Here is a 19,744-nt window from a genome sequence, read left to right on the forward strand (position 1 = left end):
TCGGCGCTGCGCCGGCCTGAGCCTGGCTCCCAGTGGCGGTGCCCCGGTGCGGCACACCGTCCCTGACCCGGCGGCGCTGCGGCGAGTGGGCGGACGTTCCCCGGTCGGGCGTCCGGTGGTGGACCCGGCCGAACCTACCGGGCCCCTGCGGCCGCCTGTCAACAGCCGTTCGACCTGCGCATCGTCCGGTAAAGCCCTGGTCAGCGCGGAGGATGCGCAGGTGGCACCCGGGGGGCGCGGCGCACGATCGCATGCGCGCCACCCCCGTAGATCACTCGCCCGGCCGTACGAACACCGTGTGTCCGCCCACCACGGTCCGCAGGCAGACGGGCAGGTCGCGGCCAGGGGTCAGGTCGGGCAGTCCAGGGGTGCCGGAGCGGGGATCGGTCGACCAGCGCGCGACCCGGTCGTCCGGTGCCTGGACCACGAGTTCGCCGGTGCGCCACAGCGCGTAATCGGCGGGCGCTCCCGGCACCAGGACTCCCGCGTCATCCCGTCCGACGGCCCGCCAGCCGCCGCGCGTGTGCGCCGTGAACGCGGCGCGCACGGAGATGCGGTGCTCCGGCGTGCGGTGGAAGGCGGCGGCGCGCACCGTGCCCCAGGGGTCGAGGGGCGTGACCGGGCTGTCGGAGCCGAAGGCGAGGGGCACACCGGCGCGCAGCAGCGCCGCGTAGGGGTTCAGCGTGCGGGCCCGCTCCACCCCCAGCCGCTGCGCGTACATGCCGTCCTCGCCGCCCCACAGGGCGTCGAAGGCGGGCTGGACGGAGGCGGTGAGACCGAGCTCGGCGAAGGCCGCGACGGTCTCGGGCGTGAGCATCTCGGCGTGCTCGATCCGGTGGCGGGCGGCCCGGACGCGGGCGGGACCGAGCTTCTCGGCGGCGGCCCGCACGCCCTCGGCCACGGAGTCCACCGCGGCGTCGCCGATGGCGTGGAAGCCGGCCTGGAGGCCCGCCTCGGTACAGGCCACGACGTGGGCGGCGACGGCTGCGGCGTCCAGATAGGCCCGGCCGGTGTGGTCGGCGTCGGCGTACGGCTGGTGCACGCAGGCCGTGTGCGAGCCGATGGAGCCGTCGGCGAACAGGTCGCCCGCGGCGCCGGCCGCGCCCAGTTCCCGGGCCTTGGTGACGTCCTCCTCGGCCCAGTAGCCCACGACGCGCGGACCGGGCTCCTCGGCGGCGAGGCGCAGCAGGCCGGTGAAGTCGTCCTCGGAGGAGATCTCCGGGCCGCCGCACTCGTGGATCGTGCCGATGCCGAGCGAGGCGGCGTGCGCGAGGGCGGCGCGCTGGGCGTCGGTGCGCTGGCGAGGCGTCACGGCCGCGAACGCGGCAGCGCGGACGGCGTGGTGGGCATCGGCGGTGAGGGGTCCGTCCGCACGGGGGACGCCCGGGACCATGTCGAGCAGGGCCGTGGTGACGACCGCCGAGTGGACGTCGATCCGGCTGAGGTAGAGGGGCCGGTGTCCGGTGGCCTCGTCGAGTTCGGCACGCGTCGGGGGACGGCCGCCGGGCCAGCGGGCGGTGTCCCAGCCGTGCCCGAGCAGCACACGGTCGTGCGGCCGGGCGGCGGCGAAGTCCCGTACGAGGGCCAGGGCGGCCTCGAGGGAGGGGGCGGCGGACAGGTCGAGGCCGGTGAGCGCGAGGCCGGTGGCGGTGGTGTGCACATGGGCGTCCGTGAACGCCGGGGTGACCAGCGCCCCGTCCAGGTCGATCACCTCGTCGACCCCGTCCGCGAAGGCGTCGGCGGCTCCCTCCGAACCGACCCAGGCGACCTGTCCCCGCTCCACGACCATCGCGGTCGCGAACGGATCGGCGGGGCTGTGAACCTCTCCGCGACGGAGCAGGACGGTCTTCGGCGGGGCACTGGACTCACTCATGAGGACCAGTCTCGCGCCTCACTCGGACCGGTTTCGACCAGGGGTGACCCCGACGGCCGAAAAGCAGGCCCGGCGATCAGATCCGCGGCGGCCGTGCCTCGTAGGGCGTGGACAGCACCACCGTCGTCCGTGTGGACACGCCCGCCAACGACCGCACCCGCGCGAGCAGTTCCTCCAGTTCGTGCGGCGTGGCGACCCGCACCTTGAGGATGTAGTTCTCGTCGCCCGCGACGCTGTGGCACGCCTCGATCTCTGGCACGTCCGCGAGGCGGTCCGCGATGTCGTCGGGTGCGCTGGGGTCGAAGGGCTTGACCGAGATGAACGCGGTCATGGGCAGACCGACGGCCTCCGGGTCGACGACCGCGGCATAGCCACGGATGACGCCACGCTGTTCCAGCCGGCGCACCCGCTGGTGCACGGCCGACGTGGACAGGCCCGTGGCCTTGCCCAGGTCGGTGTAGCTCATCCGCCCGTCCTTGACGAGCAGCTGCACGATCTGTCGGTCCAGCTCCTCCATGGCGCAAGAACCTACAGTGCGGTTGATCTCCTCCGATACCTGAGCGGCCCGGGCCTTGCCCGGTTCGTGATCCGGCCGGCGGCGGCTGCCGACCGGCCGGGGGACAAACCGGCCGCAGTGGGCACCTGCGTGCGGCATGTGACGAACGCCACAGGGCTCGAACAGTCTCCGTAATGTTCTCGTGATTACCGCCCAGGGGGGACGGGAAGTGCTTGCTGTGGTCGAGGCCGCAGTGCCTGATACGGCCCAGCCCGAGGGGGAGTACCCAATGCAGAGTCTTAAGCGCCCAGGTCGCACCGCACCCAAGCGGCAGCAGCTCGTCGTCGAGCCCGAGCCGGAGGGCGTCGAACCCGACTCCTTCGACGACGAACTCGACGCCTACGACACGTTCGAGATGTACCGGGTCATCTGCCCGGACTGCGCCCAGCCCATCGCCCTCCTGGCGGACGAGGAGGTCCTGCCGGAGCACGCGCTGTGCGCCTCGCCGTGGAACCCGTTCGGACTCACGGTCTGCGCCGGAACCGGCCGCGCGGCCACGGACGCCCGCCCCGCCGACGAGTCCGTCGAACCTCAGGAGCAGGACACCGCCCTGCTGTTGACGCTCCCTCAGGGCCTCGACTGGCGGACCCAGCCCTTCTCTCACGTCGGCGGCCCGGGCTCACGCCCCATCAGGGTCTCCGTCATGCGCCGCCAAGCGGCCTGAGCGCGGGCCCTCTTCGCCCGCTCGCCCCGTCCCAGTGACTGCCCCGCACCACGGCTCGCAGTCTGCCGTGGTGCGGGATCAGTGCGTCCGGATCCAGGTCCGGGGCCAGGCGTCAGCCCCAGGCCGGTTCAGGCCGGTTCCAGGCCCCAGGCCCGGTTCCGGAACCGGGCGCCCCTGAGCCTCTGAACGCACGCCCGATTCCGCCCTGGGGTGACCTGTCCGGGCTCTTCCGCGTTGCCCGGGTATGACCCCCATCTCCTCAGCGACCGGGCGTCAACGCCTCCTGTTCGTCCCGCCGCCCGCAGAATCGGTTCGGCCTGCCGCGCCGCGCTATCAGGACCCGCCCATCTACCGTGACCTGATGCGGGCCTGGGCCGAGCGCGGCCGCACGCTTCCGGGCCGGCACGACCCGGAGTGGATGCGGCTCGCGGCGCCCTGGCGGGGCCTCGACCAGTTCAGCGTCCCCCTGGACCCACGAGATGGCGGGCGATGACCATCCGCTGGATCTGGTTGGTGCCTTCGACGATCTGCAGCACCTTCGCCTCGCGCATGTAGCGCTCCGCCGGGAAGTCCGCGGTGTAGCCGTAGCCGCCGAGGATCTGCACGGCGTCGGTGGTGACCCGCATCGCCGTGTCGGTGCAGTGCAGTTTGGCCATGGCCGCCTGCTGGGCGAACGGCCGGCCCGCGTCCCGCAGGCGCGCCGCCGCCAGGTAGAGCGCGCGGCCCGCCTCGATCTGCGTCGCCATGTCGGCGAGCATGAAGCGCAGCCCCTGGAAGTCGGCGATCGGCTTGCCGAACTGGCGCCTCTCGGTCGCGTACGCCAGCGCCTCGTCGAGCGCCGCCTGCGCCACGCCGATCGCGCACGCCGCGATGCCGAGCCGCCCGGAGTCCAGCGCGGACAGGGCGATCGCAAGACCCTGCCCCTCCTCGCCGATGCGCCGGTCGTCACCGACGCGTACGCCGTCGAAGTGGACCTGGGCGGTGGGTGACCCCTTCATGCCCATCTTCTTCTCGGGCGGCGCGGCGCTCAGTCCCGGCGCGTCGCCGGGCACCAGGAACGCGGTGATCCCGCGCGGGCCCTCCTCGCCGGTGCGCGCCATGACGGTGTAGAAGTCGGCGATCCCGCCGTGCGTGATCCAGGCCTTGGTGCCGGTGATCACCCAGGCGTCCCCGTCGCGCACCGCCTTGGTGCGCAGGGCGGCCGCGTCCGAGCCGGAGTGCGGCTCGGAGAGGCAGTAGGCGCCGAGCATGCCGCCGCCGAGCATCGCGGGCAGGTGCTCGACCTGCTGCTCCTTCGTGCCGTAGGCGGCGAGCGCGTAGGAGGCGAGGGAGTGCACGCTGACGCCGAGGCCGACCGTGAGGCGGGCCGCGGCGAGCTCCTCCAGGACCTGGAGGTAGACCTCGTAGGGCTGGTCGCCGCCGCCGTACTCGGAGTCGTACGGCAGGCCGAGCAGGCCGGAGCGCGAGAGCAGGGTGAACAGCTCGCGCGGGAAGCGGCCGGCGTCCTCCTCCTCGGCCGCCTTCGGGACGATCTCCTGCTGCGCGATGTCGCGGACGAGCGAGATCAGATCCCGGGCCTCCTCCGTGGGCAGTTGCCGGTCCACCGGCTGCGGGGCGCGGTCGGGCATGGCGACGCTCTCCTCCCTGTCGGGCACTGGCGGACGGGCCCGTGGGTGGGGGCGGCGCCGCCGGGTCGTTCTGGTGCCTGGCCGATGCTTGCAGTCCCGGGTCTCGGAAGCTGCTGACCAGCGGCTCTGCGCTGTGAGTATGCCCGATCGGAGGCATCCCGTCACCAGTTAACGACCGCTTACTTCAAGAAATACCCGAGGGTGCCCCGACGGGCGAAATTGGTCCGAACCATTGACCGGACTGGTCTAGTCCTCCTACTGTTTCGCACCACCGATTCACCGCGTTCATGCCAATCGGCACGCGCTCCCTCTCCCCACGAGGAGACACCGGATGCACACCCCCCACCGTTCCCGCTTCCGGGCCATCGTGTCCGCGGCCTGCTGCGCCGTCCTCGGCGCCGGTCTGCTGGCCGGCGCCGGTGCCTCCGCCAGCGCGGCGACCTCGGCTCAGGAGGCCGCCGCCGGCACGAAGCCCGCTCCCGGCGCCAAGGCCGCCGGCTCCAAGGTCCTCGGGTACTTCACCGAATGGGGCACCTACGACCGCAAGTACTACGTCAAGAACATCGAGACGTCCGGCTCGGCGGCCAGGCTCACGCACATCAACTACGCCTTCGGCAACGTCACCGGCGGCAAGTGCGCGATGGGCGACGCCTACGCCGCCACCGACCGGACCTACACCGCCGCCGAGTCCGTCGACGGCAAGGCCGACACCTGGGACCAGCCCCTGCGCGGCAACTTCAACCAGCTGCGCGAGCTGAAGCGGAAGCACCCGAACCTCAAGGTGCTGTGGTCCTTCGGCGGCTGGACCTGGTCGGCCGGCTTCGGCGAGGCCGCCAAGAACCCGGCCGCCTTCGCCCAGTCCTGCTACGACCTGGTCGAGAACTCCAAGTGGGCCGACGTCTTCGACGGCATCGACATCGACTGGGAGTACCCCAACGCCTGCGGCGCCACCTGCGACACCAGCGGCAAGGCGGCCTTCAAGAACCTGATGCAGGCGCTGCGCGCCAAGTTCGGCTCGAAGAACCTGGTCACCGCGGCCATCACCGCCGACGCCACCCCGGGCGGCAAGATCGACGCGGCGGACTACGCGGGCGCCGCGCCGTACGTCGACTGGTACAACCCGATGACGTACGACTTCTTCGGCGCCTGGGACGCCGCCGGCCCGACGGCCCCGCACTCCCCGCTGACCTCGTACTCCGGCATACCGAAGGCGGACAACCACAGCTCGGCGACCATCGCGAAGCTGAAGGGCCTCGGCATCCCCGCCTCCAAGCTGCTGCTCGGCATCGGCTTCTACGGCCGCGGCTGGACCGGCGTCACCCAGTCGGCGCCCGGCGGCACCGCTACCGGCCCGGCGGCGGGCACGTACGAGCAGGGCATCGAGGACTACAAGGTCCTCAAGACCAAGTGCCCGGCGACGGGGACGGTGGCCGGCACGGCGTACGCCAAGTGCGGCAGCGACTGGTGGAGTTATGACACACCGGCGACCATCGCGACCAAGATGAACTACAAGAACCAGCAGGGGCTGGGCGGCACGTTCTTCTGGGAGCTGAGCGGCGACACGGCGAACGGTGAGCTGATCAAGGCCATCAAGTAGGCCTGGCCGACGGGGGCGGAGGGGCCATGACTGATCCCTCCGCCCCCGCTCATGCGCCCTGGCGGGCGGCCTGCGGAGCCGGGTAGGCGGGGTCGAGGTCCTCGATCGCGCGCAGGGCGCCGCCGAGCCCCTTCACCAGTAGGTCGCACATGGTCTCGCGGGGCAGTTCGGGGCGGTCGATCCATTCGAGGGTGGTGCCCTCGACGCCGCACACCCAGGCGAGCAGGCCCATGCGCGCCAGCGGGGTGATGTCGGCGCGGCCGTAGGCCCCGTCGGCGATGGTGGCGACGATGGCCTCGCGGACACCGTCACGGATGGCGTGCACCTCGGTGTCGAAGCCGACGCCGCCGCTGACGATGGTGCGGTACGCGGCCTGGTTGTGCTCGGCGTAGCGCAGATAGCGGTCGATGGTGCGCTGGACGCGGTCGACCGGGGGCAGTTCGTGTCCGCTCGCCGCCAGGGTGACCAGGTCGGCGACCGAGTCCTGGATGATGGCCAGGTAGTAGCCGCGCTTGGACTGGAAGTAGTAGTAGATCAGCCCCTTGGCGACGTGCGCCTGCCGGGCGATGTCGTCCATCGACAGGGCGTCGTAGGACGTGTCGGCGAACAACCTCCGCCCGATCGCGATGAGTTCGGCACGGCGCGCCAGCGAGCGCTCGGTGCCGCGGGCTCTGGGACGCGCGGCAGGCTGTTGACTGATATTCAATTTCGACCCTGGTTCCAACGGGCAGCGGCGGGACATCCGCAGTATGGCAGGCCGCAGGGCAGGGCCGTGGATCAGGTCACAGCACCACGCGTCGGGTCACCACAGCAGCCCGAGCTGAGTCACGAGCATCGCGACGACCACGACGAGGGTCCAGCCCGCGACATGCTCGACGATCTTCGGGCCGTCGTCCTGGGGGCCGCCGGTGCGGACGCGGGCTGCGGTGGCTGAGTGCGCGGTCATAATTCTCGCTGATTCGTGATGCGGACGGACTTCCCCTTGAGGGGCAATCCACTGTGAAAGTCAGTCCACTTTGCCATCGGGAGCGGCTTTCGTGGCCGAGAGGTTGGTCACACGCGCACACCCACGGCTGTCAGCGCCTTGCGCTGGGCCGCGGTCGGCCGGGCCGGGAAGTATAGGTAGCAGACGCCGCCGGTGCCGGAGGCGACCTTCCCGGAGGCGTTGTACCGCTTGGTCCGCAACCAGATGTTCTCCCACTCCCGCCGCCGGTAGACGCGCCGCACGGCCTCGTTGCTCTCCGAAGCGGGGTCGTTGGCGATCACGTCGCCGTCGGCGGTGAAGCCGATGACCGTCATCAGGTGCCCGGCGGTGCCGTACCCGGCGCCGGTCAGCTCCTCCTTCAGGAAGGACTGGGACGTTATGGCCGGGATACCGGCCGCGATCAGCGTCTCCAGGTCGGTGAGCGAGCCGAGCCGGGTGACCACGGCCTGGAGGTCCTTGAACGTGGCCGCGTAGGCGGCGTTGAAGGGCCAGTTGCCGCAGCCGGCGTACTGGTAGTCGTAGGTGAAGCGGGCCGCGTGGCACACCTGGGGATCGGCGTACGACGGATCCACCCAGGCCAGTTGCTCCGGGGTGAGCCGGCCGCCCCAGTACTCGATGATCATCTGGGAGGACGTCGGGCTGCACCAGGCCTCGCCGCCGTTGTCGTACTCGGGGTACCGGCCCTTGTGGGTCTCCTGCGAGTACCGCGGGACGGCCAGCTCCCCGGCGAGGCCGGGCACGGACGCCGGGACGGTGAACCGGTCGGGAACGTCGGAGCCCATCGCGCCGAGCCGCCACACCGTGGGCGTGGTCTTGGTGCCGGGCTTGCGGTAGAGGGTGAGGCGCAGCCGGTACGAGGCGAGGCGCAGGCCCGTCGACGGGTCGTCGATGGCCAGGGTGTCGGTCCAGACGGTGCTCTTGCCGTCGCTCTGGTCGTCGACCGAGGTGCGCCGGATGTCCTGGTCCCCGGCCGCCCAGCGGCCCATCACGTACCAGGGAGTGGTGGTGCCGTCGGTGTAGGTGGCCTTGATCTCCGCCTGGAGCCAGGTACCGGACGGGGTGTGCGCGTTCCAGGAGACGATCGCCTCCGTGGCGGGGACGGCGAGCCGGTGGGCCGGGGAGGTCCAGGTGCCGTACTCCCAGCGGGCGGTGGTGCCGGTGTGGGGGTCCGTGTAGCCGGTGGTTCCGGCGGGCTTCGCGATCACCACGCCCGGCCGGGCGCCCGAGACGGCGCGGGTGCCCCGGGCGGAGCCGCCGCACCAGTCGTCGTACGAGACCCAGGCCCGGTTGTCCACGGTCCGGGCCGGGACCACGCGGGCGGGCTCCGCGGTGTCGGTCGTCATGGGCTCCTCGGTGTCGGCGGCCGCCGGGCCCGCGCCTGCCGTGACGGCGGCGGCGACCGCGGCGGCCAGGACGGTTCTGCGGGACGGCTGTTCGGCTCTGCGCATGGCGGGACCCCCGGAAGTCGGAGTCGGACAGGGGCGGGGCAGGTCCAGTGCACGATCGGTCTCACACGTGTAGGCACCACATAGGGGCAGCAGCACACATGTATGCGCCACATAGGAGCACAGCCCGCCGAGTCCCGCCAGCACTTCGGCCCGCGCCACGCCCACCAATATTGGCGTCGACCACTGGCGGGTGCCGTGGACACCGTCGTTAGAGTGCTGAGCGAGATGAATCCGCCCTTCCGCCCCGTACCGGGCCCCGCCGTCCGCGACCTGGCCTCCCGGATCCGCCGCCTTCCGCCCTCTTGCGGCCCGGTCCGCCTCGTCGGCGTCGACGGGCACGCCGGCTCCGGAAAGACCACGTTCGCCGGGCAGTTGGCCCTGGCGCTGGGCGGCGCGCCGGTGCTGCGCCTCGACGACATCGCCACCCACGACGAACTGTTCGAGTGGACCGGACGTCTGCTGGACCAGGTGATCGAGCCCCTGGCCCAGGGCCGGACCGCGCACTACGCCCCCTACGACTGGCGGACCCGCCGCTTCGGTACGCCGCGCCCCCTGCCGCCCGCCCCGGTGGTTCTCGTGGAGGGCGTCGGCGCGGGGCGCCGGGCGCTGCGGCCTCACTTGGCCCTGCTGCTGTGGATGGAGCTGCCCCGCGAGGAGGCCTGGGCGCGGGGACGCTCACGGGACGGGGAGGAACAGAGGGAGTTCTGGGACGGATGGGTACCGGCGGAACGCCGGCATTTCGCCGACGATCCCTCGCGGCCGTACGCCGACCTCTTGGTACGCCAGCGAGAGAAGGGGTTCGAGGTGATGCCGGGACCTGCTGCGACCGTTGGACCGGACCAGCCCCTCACGCACGGTGACGAGCCGCCCGCAGTGTGCTGAGCTTGTGAAGGGCCTTGCGGGACAAGTTGCCGGAGTGCTTCAACTCGGCTTGACCGGGGGCCCGTACAGGACTTACGTTCTGAATGTGCGGCCATCTGGAGCCGCCCACAGACGCGAAGCCCCCGGTTGTTCCCCCGTGATCGGGGGCTTCGTTCTGTCTTCTTCCGGTTTTCCGGGCGCCGCGCGGCGCCATGTGCTCACCCTCGGTCACCGTGCGGGAGTGTGCCGCATCCGCTCCCACCTCGCCGAACGCCCCGGGCGGCACCCTACGGGGGCGCCGCCCGCGCAGGTACGATGCCCTCGTTGCGACCTACGGACGGTTGCTTCGCACACCTTGCAACTCCGGTCCGTGGCACAGCGGTTCGAGCAGGGCAGCCGGCCGGGGGGCGGCTCGTTGGCATACCGACGGGGGCACGGTTCGTGGGGGACGTGATGGACTTCGGCACGCAGGGCCCACAGGCCCCGGCCGACCTCGCCTGGCTGCGGGGCGTGGACGCCTACACCATGGGCGCCTATCCGCAGGCCGAGGAGGAGTTCCGCGCCGCCGTGCGCATGGACTCCGGGATGGCCGACGCCTGGCTCGGGCTGCACGCGCTGCGCGTCGACACGACGACCGCACTGCTCAGGATGTTCCGCCACCGGGACCGCTTCGGCGAGCAGCGCACCCGCTACCGTCGCGCCCTCAACTCCTGGTACTGGCTGGGCTGGTGGGTGCAGCCCGTACTGGAGAGCCCCCGGGATCTGCTGCTCGCGCACGCCTCCCACTGGCTGGACGGCCGCCACGTCCCCGAGCTGGACCGCGCCCTCGCCGGGCTGCCGCCGGTGGACACCGACGCCCAGGTCCGCTTCCTGCACGCCTGCCGCGCCTATCTGGTCAAGGACTGGGAGCAGCTGGTCCGCCACACCGACCCGCTCCTCGACGACCCGATGCTCGGCATCGAGGCGGGCCTGTTCGGCGGCATGGCCCGGGTCCGCCTGGAGATGTACGGGCAGGCCGAACCACTGCTGTCCGCCGCGCTGATGCGCTGCCGCAGCGAGCAGCCCCAGCGCAAGGAACTGCGCTACTGGCTGGCCCGGGCGCACGAGGGGACCGGCCGCAGCGCCGCCGCGCTCCCCCTGTACCGGGCGGTGCACCGTGTCGACCCGGCCTTCATGGACACCGCGGCCCGGCTCGCCGCGATCGCCGAGGGCGACGGCTACGACGAGGCCACGGACCTCGCGGCGATCACCCTCACCGGCGCCGGCCAGGACGCCGTGGACGGGCCGGACGGATTCGACCCGCTCTTCGGCACCGAGGGCCGTGATCTGAGACTGCCCGATCAGGAACCGCCCGCCTCCACTCCCCTGCCGCCGGTCACCGACCCCTCGGTGCGCGCGCGGACCGGCCCGGCGCCGTCGCTGCCCGCGGGGCCCACCGACCCGGTGTTACTCGAGGAGGCACTCGCCGAACTTGAGCGCATGGTGGGTCTGGAGCCGGTGAAGCGCCAGGTCAAGGCGCTGTCGGCGCAGTTGAACATGGCCCGGCTGCGGGCCGGGCAGGGCCTGCCGGTCCAGCCGCCGAAACGCCACTTCGTCTTCTCCGGCCCCTCCGGCACCGGCAAGACCACCGTCGCCCGCATCCTCGGCCGCGTCTTCTACGCGCTCGGCCTGCTCGGCGGCGACCATCTCGTGGAGGCCCAGCGGGCCGACCTGGTCGGCGAGTACCTCGGGCAGACCGCCGTGAAGGCGAACGAACTGATCGACTCGGCGCTCGGGGGCGTGCTCTTCGTCGACGAGGCGTACTCGCTGTCCAACTCGGGCTACGGCAAGGGCGACGCGTACGGCGACGAGGCGCTCCAGGTGCTGCTGAAGCGGGCGGAGGACAACCGTGACCACCTCGTGGTGATCCTGGCCGGCTACCCCGAGGGCATGGACCGCCTCCTCGCCGCCAACCCCGGGCTGTCCTCCCGCTTCACCACCCGCGTCGACTTCCCCTCCTACCGGCCGCTCGAACTCACCGAGATCGGCAAGGTGCTCGCCGCGGAGAACGGCGACCTGTGGGACGAGGAGGCCCTCGACGAGCTGCGGTCGATCGCCGGGCATGTGGTGGACCAGGGGTGGATCGACGAGCTGGGCAACGGGCGGTTCCTGCGGACGCTGTACGAGAAGAGCTGCGCGTACCGGGATCTTCGGCTGTCCGTCTGTCCCGGGGTGCTGGGCAGGGAGGACCTGGCGACGTTGCGGTTGCCGGATCTGATGCAGGCGTATGGAGAGGTGCTGTCCGGGCGGGGGCCGCAGGATCCGCCCGGACCGTGAACCGGCATAGCCTGCGGGCAGTCGTGCCGCTTGGGGCGGCACGGGTGGGCGCAGGCGGCACCCCGTCGCGCCGGGCTGCGCCCCCACCCGGCCTGGCCTACGTCGCGAGTACCTCCTCGCCCGACCTGGGCTCGGTCAGCCTCACTTCCCGCACCTCCCGATGCGCAGGATCCCGCACCTCCCCCACCAGCAGCTCCAGCACATCCTCCAGCGCGACCAGCCCGAGCACCTTCCCGGACGCGTCGGCCACCTGGGCGAGATGCGTCGCCGCCCGCCGCATCACCGTCAGCGCGTCGTCCAGCGGCAGCTCGGACCGCAGCGTGGTCATGGAGCGCCACACATGCTGCGGCACGGCACGGTCCGAGTGCTCCACGTCGAGGACGTCCTTGACGTGCAGGTAGCCCATGAACGCACCGTTGTCCGCGACGACCGGGAACCGGGAGTACCCGGTGCGGGCGGTGAGCTCGACGATGCGGCCGGGGGTGACCGACGGGCTGACCGTCACCAGTGACTCGCGCTTCAGCAGGACGTCCGTGACCGGGCGGGAGCCCAGCTCCAGGGCGTCCTCCAGGCTCTCGGCCTCCTCGGGGTCGAGCAGGCCCGCCTGGCCGGCGTCCTCCACGAGCCGGTTGAGCTGCTCACTGGTGAAGACGGCCTCGACCTCGTCCCTGGGCTCGACGTGGAAGAGCCGCAGGATGCCCTGGGAGACGGCGCCGAGGGCGGCGGTGATCGGCTTGCAGAAGCGGGCGAACCAGACCAGGCCCGGGCTGAGCCACAGCGCGGCCTTCTCGGGGGCCGCCATCGCCAGGTTCTTCGGGACCATCTCGCCGATGACGAGGTGGAAGAAGACCACGGCGGCGAGGGCGATGACGTAGGTGAGCGGGTGGATCATGCCCTGCGGCATGTGGACCCACTCGAAGACCGGCTCCAGCAGGTGCGCGACGGTCGGTTCGGCGACCGCCCCGAGGGTGAGGGAGCAGATCGTGATGCCGAACTGGGCCGCCGCCATCATCTGCGGCAGCCGTTCCAGGCCGTAGAGGACCTGCCGGGATCGGGCGGTGCCGAGGGGTTCGATCTGACTGCGGCGTACGGAGACGAGCGCGAACTCGGCGCCGACGAAGAAGCCGTTGAGCAGCACCAGGAGTGCGGCGAAGGTCAGTTGGAGCACGCTCATCGGGCGGCCTCCATCACGACGACCGGGGCCGTTCTGACCAGACGGATCCGCTCGGCGCGGTAGTGGCCCACCTGGCGTACCGACAGCCGCCAGCCGGGCAGCTCCGCCTTGTCGCCGACGGCCGGGATACGGCCCAGCAGGTCGGCGATCAGGCCCGCGACGGTCTCGTACGGGCCTTCGGGCACGTCGAGGCCTATGCGCTGGAGGATGTCGACCCGGCAGCTGCCGTCGACGTCCCAGGCGGGCCTGCCGTCCTCCGGCGGCGCGGAGGCCAGCTCGGGCAGGTCGTGTCCGTCGTGCTCGTCGCGGACCTCGCCGACGATCTCCTCGACGATGTCCTCCAGTGTGACGACACCGGCCGTGCCGCCGTACTCGTCGACGACGACCGCGATGGGCTGTTCGCTGCGCAGGCGGGCGAGCAGTGGCCGCACGGGCAGGGTCTCGGGGACGAGCAGCGCCGGGCGGCAGATGCGGCCGACGGGGGTGCGCAGCCGGTCCTGCACGGGCACCGCCAGGGCGTCCTTGAGATGGACCATGCCGACGACCTCGTCGATCCTCTCCCGGTAGACGGGGAAGCGGGACAGGCCGGTGGCGCGGGTCAGGTTGACCACGTCCTCGGCGGTGGCCGAGGACTGCAGGGCGCTGACCTTCACGCGCGGCGTCATCACGTGCTGCGCGGTCAGCTCGCCCAGCGACAGGGTCCTCACGAAGAGGTCGGCCGTGTCCTGTTCCAGGGCGCCGGCCCGGGCCGAGTGGCGGGCGAGGGAGACGAGCTCGCCGGGGGTGCGGGCGGAGGCCAGCTCCTCGGTGGGCTCGATGCCGAGGGCGCGCACGAGCCGGTTCGCGACGGCGTTGAGGCCGGCGATGACCGGCCGGAACAGCCGGGCGAAGACGTGCTGCGGGCCCGCGACGAAGCGGGCGACCTGGAGCGGCCTGGAGACCGCCCAGTTCTTGGGCAGCAGCTCGCCGATCACCATCTGCACGGCGGAGGCCAGCAGCATGCCGACGACGACCGTGACGCCGGAGACGGCGCCCTCGGGGACACCGATCGAGGTGAACGGGCCGTGCAGCAGCTCGGCCAGCGCCGGTTCGGCGAGCATGCCGACGACGAGGGAGGTGATGGTGATGCCCAGCTGGGTGCCGGAGAGCTGGAAGGACAGCTCCTTGAGGGACTCGACGACGCGGAGGGCGCGCCGGTCGCCCTCGGCGGCGGCCTTCTCGGCCTCCGGGCGCTCGACCGTCACGAGTCCGAACTCGGCCGCCACGAAGAATCCGTTGGCCAGAATCAGCAGGAACGCGGCTGCCAGGAGCAGCAGGGGGATGGTCATGATGCCGCCGCCTCCGCACGGTCGCGGACACGGTCCGCGCTATGTCGGCAGGGGGCGGCGCAGGTACTGCAGGACGATCCGTCCATCGCCGGAGGGGGTCACTCCTCGGTTAGCAGGAGCCCCTGGCGCACCGGGCGGGGCAACAGGGGCGGAGGCGCATCCGTTCGCGCCTCCGCCAACAGATTAATCAAGACACGGCCCGGTGCGGCAGTGGTGGCCGCCCGGAGGATGCCCCGAGTCAGCCCTGAGGCCGCTCGGGGTCCGCGACGGAACGCGCCTCGGCGAGCGCCCGCAGGGCACGGGCGTCGGCGATCGCGCGCTGCCGGGCGATGCCCGGCTGGATGCCCAGCGCGGGCAGGCTGGTGCCGTCGCTGAGGTTGAGGAACACCCAGGGGTCGCCCGGCCGGAGGGTCACCTGAAGGATCTCGGCCCATTCCAGCCGGCGCTTGTTCGTGAGGTTGACCACAGTGACGCCGGACTCGTCGGCGACGACCTTGGGCCGCGCCAGCAGAAGCAGCACGGAGTCCAGCAGCAGCGCGGTGACGATGAAGCTGAGGCGTTCGGCGGGGCTGAGCTGCTTCAGCAGCATGGCGACGGCCGTGATCACCACGAGGATCGCGACGGCGGCGCTGAGCAGCACCGCACGGGTGCTGCCCGGCCGGAAGGTGACGGGCAGGGTGGGCAGATCGGACATCAGTGCGCGCCCCTCACAGACGGCAGGCGTGGATGGCCGTGGTCAGGATGGCCCGGGCGCCGATGTCGTACAGGTCGTCCATGATCCGCTGCGCTTCCTTGGCCGGGACCATCGCGCGGACGGCGACCCAGCCCTCGTTGTGCAGCGGGGACACGGTCGGCGATTCCAGGCCGGGGGTGAGGGCGACGGCCTTCTCCAGCTGCTCGACGCGGCAGTCGTAGTCCATCATCACGTACGTCCGGGCGACCAGGACGCCCTGGAGGCGGCGCAGGAACTGCTGCACCTTGGGGTCGTCGCCGTCCGCGCCGGTGCGGCGGATCACGACGGCCTCGGACTGCATGATCGGCTCGCCCACGACCTCCAGGCCCGCGTTGCGCAGCGAGGTGCCGGTCTCGACGACGTCCGCGATGACCTGGGCGACGCCGAGCTGGATGGCGGTCTCGACGGCGCCGTCGAGGTGGACGACGGAGGCGTCGATGCCGTGCTCGGCGAGGTGGGCCGCGACGATGCCCTCGTAGGAGGTGGCGACGGTCTTGCCCGCCAGGTCCGCCAGGCCGCTGATGGTGCCGGGCTTGCCGGCGTAGCGGAAGGTGGAGCGGGCGAAGCCGAGGGCGAGGATCTCCTCCGCGTCGGCGCCGGAGTCGATCAGCAGGTCCCGGCCGGTGAGGCCGATGTCCAGCTGGCCGGAGGCGACGTAGATCGCGATGTCGCGGGGCCGGAGGTAGAAGAACTCGACCTCGTTCGTCGGGTCGACGATCCGCAGCTCCTTGGACTCCCGGCGCTGCTGGTAGCCGGCCTCATGCAGCATCTCCGCCGCAGGGCCTGACAGGGAACCCTTGTTGGGGACGGCGATGCGCAGCATGAGGTCGGCTTCCTTTGCGTGGGTGTCTTGCGGAAACGGGGCGGCTTACAGGTGGGCGTAGACGTCGTCGAGGGAGATGCCGCGGGCGACCATCATCACCTGGACGTGGTACAGCAGCTGCGAGATCTCCTCGGCAGCCGCCTCCTTGCCCTCGTGCTCGGCGGCCATCCAGACCTCGGCGGCCTCTTCGACGACCTTCTTGCCGATGGCATGGACGCCCTTCTCGACCAGTTCTGCGGTGCGGGAAGTGGCGGGGTCGCCGTGGGCGGCCTTGTGCTGGAGCTCGGTGAAGAGCTCCTCGAACGTCTTCTTGGACATGGTGACGCTCAGCCTATGCCACAGGTGCCCTTCGTCAGCGCCAGGGTTCGGATACTGAGCGGAGGGTGGCCGCGGTCGCCACCGCGGCCGTCACCGCCTCGTGTCCCTTGTCCTCGTTGGAGCCCTCGAGGCCGGCGCGGTCCAGGGCCTGCTCCTCCGTGTCGCAGGTCAGCACGCCGAAGCCGACGGGGACGCCGGTGTCGACGGAGACCTGGGTGAGGCCCTGGGTCACGCCCTGGCACACGTACTCGAAGTGGGGCGTGCCGCCACGGATGACGACGCCGAGGGCGACGATCGCGTCGTAGCCGCGGCCCGCGAGGACCTTGGCGACGACGGGGAGTTCCCAGCTGCCGGGGACCCTGAGGAGGGTCGGCTCGTCGATGCCCAGGTCGTGCAGGGCGCGCAGGGCACCGTCGACCAGACCGTCCATCACCTTCTCGTGCCACTGTGCCGCGATGACGGCGACCCTGAGGTCACCCACATTGCGTACGGACAGCTCCGGTGCACCCTTGCCGCTCACGTCTCTCCCTCTGTGCTCTCTTACTGGTTGCCGCAGGCCGGCACGGTGGTCGTGTCCAGCCAGGGCAGGTCGTGGCCCATCCGGTCCCGCTTGGTGCGCAGGTAACGGAGGTTGTGCTCGCCGGCGCTCACGGGCATCGGCACGCGCGCCTTCACCACGATGCCGTGGCGGGTGAGCGCGTCGGTCTTGTCGGGGTTGTTGGTCAGCAGGCGGACGCCGCGCACGCCGAGGTCGGCGAGGATCTGGGCTCCGGCGGCGTAGTCACGGGCGTCGGCGGGCAGGCCGAGTTCGAGGTTGGCGTCGAGGGTGTCGCGGCCGCGCTCCTGGAGTTCGTAGGCGCGCAGCTTGGACATCAGGCCGATGCCGCGGCCCTCATGACCGCGCAGGTAGACCACGACTCCGCGGCCCTCGGCCTGGATACGGGCCAGCGAGGCGTCCAGCTGGGGGCCGCAGTCGCAGCGGGCGGAGCCGAAGACGTCGCCGGTGAGGCATTCGGAGTGGACGCGGACGAGGACGTCCTGGCCGTCGCCGATCTCGCCGTGCACCAGGGCGACGTGCTCGACGCCGTCGACGGTGGAGCGGTAGCCGTAGGCCGTGAAGGTGCCGTGGGCGGTGGGCAGTTGGGTCCTGGCCTCGCGGCGGACGGTGGGCTCGCTGCTGCGGCGGTAGGCGATCAGGTCCTCGATGGAGATGATCGTCAGGCCGTGCTTGCGGGCGAAGGGGACCAGCTCGGGCAGGCGCAGCATCGTGCCGTCCTCACCGGCGATCTCGACGATCGCGCCGGCCGGGCGCAGGCCCGCGAGGCGGGCGAGGTCGACGGCGGCCTCGGTGTGGCCGTCGCGCGTCAGGACCCCGCCGGGCCGGGAGCGCAGCGGGAAGATGTGGCCCGGGCGGACGAAGTCGTCGGGTCCCGAGACGCCGTCGGCGAGCAGCTGGAGCGTGGTGGCGCGGTCGGAGGCCGAGATGCCGGTGCTGACGCCGTGCGCGGCGGAGGCGTCGACGGAGACCGTGAACGCGGTCTTCATCGACTCGGTGTTGTCCTCGACCATCTGCGGCAGGCGCAGCCGGTCGAGTTCGTCGCCCTCCATGGGCGCGCAGATCAGGCCGCGGCACTCGCTCATCATGAAGGCGACGATCTCGGGGGTCGCCTTCTCGGCGGCGATGACGAGGTCGCCCTCGTTCTCCCGGTCCTCGTCGTCGACGACCACGACCGGGCGGCCGGCCGCGATGTCGGCGATGGCCTGCTCGACCGGGTCGAGCGTGAGGTCCTCGAAGCCGTCGGTGCCGTACAGGATCGGTGCCGTGCTCATGCCGGCGCTCCTTCCAGGGCGGGCTGCGCTGCCGCGCGGGAGCGCAGCCACCAGTCGCGCAGGCCCCACAGGACGAGCGCGCCGTAGATGACGTAGACGAAGCCGGAGAAGGCGAAGCCGTTGGCGAAGTTCAGCGGGACGCCGACCAGGTCGACCAGCAGCCAGGCGAACCAGAACTCGACCATGCCGCGGGCCTGGGCGTACATCGCGACGATCGTGCCGACGAAGATGTACGCGTCCGGCCAGGGGTCCCAGGACAGGGTCGGGAAGGCCGTGAACAGGCCGCCGACCGCGAGGGTGCCGAGGGCGGCGGCGCCGGCCAGCACCCCACGCTCGCGCCAGGTCGCGAACCGTACGGCGATGGAGCCGTCCTGGGCCTGCTGCCGGCCGCGGTTCCACTGCCAGAAGCCGTACGTGGCGACGAGCATCACGACGATCTGCTTGCCGGCGCTGCCGGAGAGGTGGGCGGTGGCGAAGGCCGTGAAGAGGATCAGGCCGGAGACGAACTGGGCGGGCCAGGTCCATATGGAGCGGCGCCAGCCGAGGGCGAGGGCGAGCAGGCCGATCACGTTGCCGATCATGTCCGACCACTTGATGTGCTGGCCGAAGAGCGTGAAGGCCTCGGAGTTGAGCCAGTTCACTGGGTCGCCCCCTGCGCACGGTCGCCCAGCATCCGCTCGACGTACTTGGCGATGACGTCCACCTCGAGGTTGACCGGGTCGCCGGGCTGCTTGTGGCCGAGCGTGGTCAGGTCGAGGGTGGTGGGGATGAGGCTGACGGTGAAGTAGTCGGGGCCGGCGTCGACGACCGTGAGGCTGATGCCGTCGACGGTGATGGAGCCCTTCTCGACGACGTACCGGGTGAGGTCCACGGGGAGGGAGATCTTCACGATCTCCCAGTTGTCGGACGGCTTGCGCTCCAGGATCTCGCCGGTGCCGTCCACATGGCCCTGCACGATGTGCCCGCCGAGGCGTTCGCCGACGGCCATGGGGCGTTCGAGGTTGACGCGGGAGCCTGCCTTGAGCGCGCCGAGGCTGGAGCGGTTGAGGGTCTCGGCCATCACGTCGGCGGTGAACTCGTCGCCCTCGTGGTCGACGACCGTGAGGCAGACGCCGTTGACGGCGATGGAGTCGCCGTGTTTCGCGCCCTGGGTGACGACGGGGCCTCGCAGACGGAAGCGACAGGCGTCGTCGAGGGTCTCGACGGCGGTGACCTCGCCCAGCTCTTCGACGATTCCGGTGAACACTTCCCGGGTCCTCCTGCCTCTTCGGGCACGGACTCCGGGGCTGTCGATGACGACAGATCTACGAGCGAGGACACCGGGAACGACGCCGGACGGAGTCCGCCCGGAGGACGGACTTCTTGGGCGGCGCGCACATATGCCCGCTCGCCGCGCACTGCCTCCCATCCGGACTTTAACCGTCGGTCCAGGAATTTCACCTGGTCAACCGGCCGCTGGAGGCGACCGGGTCGCGGACTGTAACCGCCGGTTCGGACTTTCACCGACCCCGGAGTGCGCTGCTACTGATACAAGGCCAGTGTGCCACGCCTGATCGATGTCCAGACGGGCGAGCGGTGTGGGATGCCTCACAGAACGTGTCGCCGCCCTT

General features: G+C 71.5%; 20 protein-coding genes and 1 riboswitch. Of the genes, 5 read left to right on the forward strand and 15 right to left on the reverse strand.

The genetic code is table 11. The annotated features are described in order from the left end of the window. Nucleotides 1–271: 271 nt before the first annotated feature. A complete protein-coding gene (locus ACZ3I3_RS36290; RefSeq protein ID WP_467372065.1) occupies nt 272–1,873 on the reverse strand; it encodes an amidohydrolase in 1,602 nt (533 codons plus the stop codon). A gap of 76 nt (nt 1,874–1,949) precedes the next feature. Beyond that, on the reverse strand, nt 1,950–2,390 hold the full coding sequence (locus ACZ3I3_RS36295; protein ID WP_010046337.1) for an Lrp/AsnC family transcriptional regulator: 441 nt from the start codon (nt 2,388–2,390) through the stop codon (nt 1,950–1,952). Nucleotides 2,391–2,658: 268 nt separating this feature from the next. On the opposite strand from ACZ3I3_RS36295, the gene ACZ3I3_RS36300 reads away from it, so the two are divergent. After that, the gene (locus ACZ3I3_RS36300) at nt 2,659–3,093 is read left to right on the forward strand and encodes a hypothetical protein (RefSeq protein WP_467372066.1); all 435 of its coding nucleotides are present in this window, start codon (nt 2,659–2,661) and stop codon (nt 3,091–3,093) included. 244 nt (nt 3,094–3,337) lie between these two features. Continuing rightward, nucleotides 3,338–3,586, forward strand: coding sequence for a hypothetical protein (locus ACZ3I3_RS36305; protein ID WP_399411686.1), 249 nt, complete (start codon nt 3,338–3,340; stop codon nt 3,584–3,586). On the opposite strand, the gene ACZ3I3_RS36310 is transcribed toward ACZ3I3_RS36305, so the two are convergent. Continuing rightward, on the reverse strand, nt 3,549–4,721 hold the full coding sequence (locus ACZ3I3_RS36310) for an acyl-CoA dehydrogenase family protein (RefSeq protein WP_467372067.1): 1,173 nt from the start codon (nt 4,719–4,721) through the stop codon (nt 3,549–3,551). The genes ACZ3I3_RS36305 and ACZ3I3_RS36310 overlap by 38 nt on opposite strands. Before the next feature lie 331 nt (nt 4,722–5,052). Here ACZ3I3_RS36310 and ACZ3I3_RS36315 point away from each other — a divergent pair, with 331 nt between their 5' ends. Next, the gene (locus ACZ3I3_RS36315; protein WP_467372068.1) at nt 5,053–6,318 is read left to right on the forward strand and encodes a glycoside hydrolase family 18 protein; all 1,266 of its coding nucleotides are present in this window, start codon (nt 5,053–5,055) and stop codon (nt 6,316–6,318) included. Between the two features lie 49 nt (nt 6,319–6,367). Here the strand turns inward: ACZ3I3_RS36315 and ACZ3I3_RS36320 are convergent, their stop codons facing one another. From ACZ3I3_RS36320 to ACZ3I3_RS36330, 3 genes are all read right to left on the reverse strand, one after another. Next, nucleotides 6,368–7,024: a TetR/AcrR family transcriptional regulator gene (locus ACZ3I3_RS36320; protein ID WP_467372069.1), complete on the reverse strand. Its 657-nt coding sequence runs from the start codon at nt 7,022–7,024 to the stop codon at nt 6,368–6,370. A gap of 96 nt (nt 7,025–7,120) precedes the next feature. Beyond that, the gene (locus ACZ3I3_RS36325; protein ID WP_467372070.1) at nt 7,121–7,264 is read right to left on the reverse strand and encodes an SCO1431 family membrane protein; all 144 of its coding nucleotides are present in this window, start codon (nt 7,262–7,264) and stop codon (nt 7,121–7,123) included. Nucleotides 7,265–7,371: 107 nt separating this feature from the next. Then, complete coding sequence (locus ACZ3I3_RS36330; protein WP_467372071.1) at nt 7,372–8,751, reverse strand: peptidase C39 family protein; 1,380 nt, start codon at nt 8,749–8,751, stop codon at nt 7,372–7,374. A 225-nt stretch (nt 8,752–8,976) separates the two neighbouring features. Between ACZ3I3_RS36330 and ACZ3I3_RS36335 the strand changes: the two genes are divergently transcribed. Further along, nucleotides 8,977–9,633, forward strand: coding sequence for a uridine kinase family protein (locus ACZ3I3_RS36335; protein ID WP_467372107.1), 657 nt, complete (start codon nt 8,977–8,979; stop codon nt 9,631–9,633). A 432-nt stretch (nt 9,634–10,065) separates the two neighbouring features. Further along, the gene (locus ACZ3I3_RS36340) at nt 10,066–11,928 is read left to right on the forward strand and encodes an AAA family ATPase (RefSeq protein ID WP_467372108.1); all 1,863 of its coding nucleotides are present in this window, start codon (nt 10,066–10,068) and stop codon (nt 11,926–11,928) included. Nucleotides 11,929–12,025: 97 nt separating this feature from the next. Here the strand turns inward: ACZ3I3_RS36340 and ACZ3I3_RS36345 are convergent, their stop codons facing one another. The 9 genes from ACZ3I3_RS36345 to ACZ3I3_RS36385 form a co-directional block, all read right to left on the reverse strand. Next, nucleotides 12,026–13,102 carry a hemolysin family protein gene (locus ACZ3I3_RS36345; protein WP_467372072.1) on the reverse strand — a complete coding sequence of 359 codons (1,077 nt, stop codon included), beginning with the start codon at nt 13,100–13,102 and terminating at the stop codon, nt 12,026–12,028. Further along, nucleotides 13,099–14,430 carry a hemolysin family protein gene (locus tag ACZ3I3_RS36350; protein WP_467372073.1) on the reverse strand — a complete coding sequence of 444 codons (1,332 nt, stop codon included), beginning with the start codon at nt 14,428–14,430 and terminating at the stop codon, nt 13,099–13,101. The genes ACZ3I3_RS36345 and ACZ3I3_RS36350 overlap by 4 nt, the downstream gene beginning before the upstream one ends. Nucleotides 14,431–14,668: 238 nt before the next feature. Next, entirely contained in the window at nt 14,669–15,124 is a 456-nt protein-coding gene (locus ACZ3I3_RS36355) for a PH domain-containing protein (protein ID WP_467372074.1), read from the reverse strand. A 13-nt stretch (nt 15,125–15,137) separates the two neighbouring features. Further along, on the reverse strand, nt 15,138–15,986 hold the full coding sequence (gene hisG / locus ACZ3I3_RS36360) for an ATP phosphoribosyltransferase (protein WP_020273518.1): 849 nt from the start codon (nt 15,984–15,986) through the stop codon (nt 15,138–15,140). 45 nt (nt 15,987–16,031) lie between these two features. After that, a complete protein-coding gene (locus ACZ3I3_RS36365; RefSeq protein WP_010046365.1) occupies nt 16,032–16,304 on the reverse strand; it encodes a phosphoribosyl-ATP diphosphatase in 273 nt (90 codons plus the stop codon). A gap of 34 nt (nt 16,305–16,338) precedes the next feature. Then, nucleotides 16,339–16,824 (reverse strand): 6,7-dimethyl-8-ribityllumazine synthase, encoded by a 486-nt coding sequence (gene ribH, locus ACZ3I3_RS36370; RefSeq protein ID WP_010046367.1) that lies wholly within the window; start codon nt 16,822–16,824, stop codon nt 16,339–16,341. 20 nt (nt 16,825–16,844) lie between these two features. Next, nucleotides 16,845–18,134 carry a bifunctional 3,4-dihydroxy-2-butanone-4-phosphate synthase/GTP cyclohydrolase II gene (locus ACZ3I3_RS36375; protein WP_467372075.1) on the reverse strand — a complete coding sequence of 430 codons (1,290 nt, stop codon included), beginning with the start codon at nt 18,132–18,134 and terminating at the stop codon, nt 16,845–16,847. Next, entirely contained in the window at nt 18,131–18,775 is a 645-nt protein-coding gene (locus tag ACZ3I3_RS36380) for a nicotinamide mononucleotide transporter family protein (RefSeq protein WP_467372076.1), read from the reverse strand. Before ACZ3I3_RS36380 ends, ACZ3I3_RS36375 begins: the two co-directional genes overlap by 4 nt. Continuing rightward, nucleotides 18,772–19,380 carry a riboflavin synthase gene (locus tag ACZ3I3_RS36385; RefSeq protein ID WP_467372077.1) on the reverse strand — a complete coding sequence of 203 codons (609 nt, stop codon included), beginning with the start codon at nt 19,378–19,380 and terminating at the stop codon, nt 18,772–18,774. Before ACZ3I3_RS36385 ends, ACZ3I3_RS36380 begins: the two co-directional genes overlap by 4 nt. 144 nt (nt 19,381–19,524) lie before the next feature. After that, nucleotides 19,525–19,655: riboswitch (FMN riboswitch) on the reverse strand. Nucleotides 19,656–19,744 lie beyond the last annotated feature (89 nt).

Source organism: Streptomyces sp. NPDC016851 (assembly GCF_055562795.1).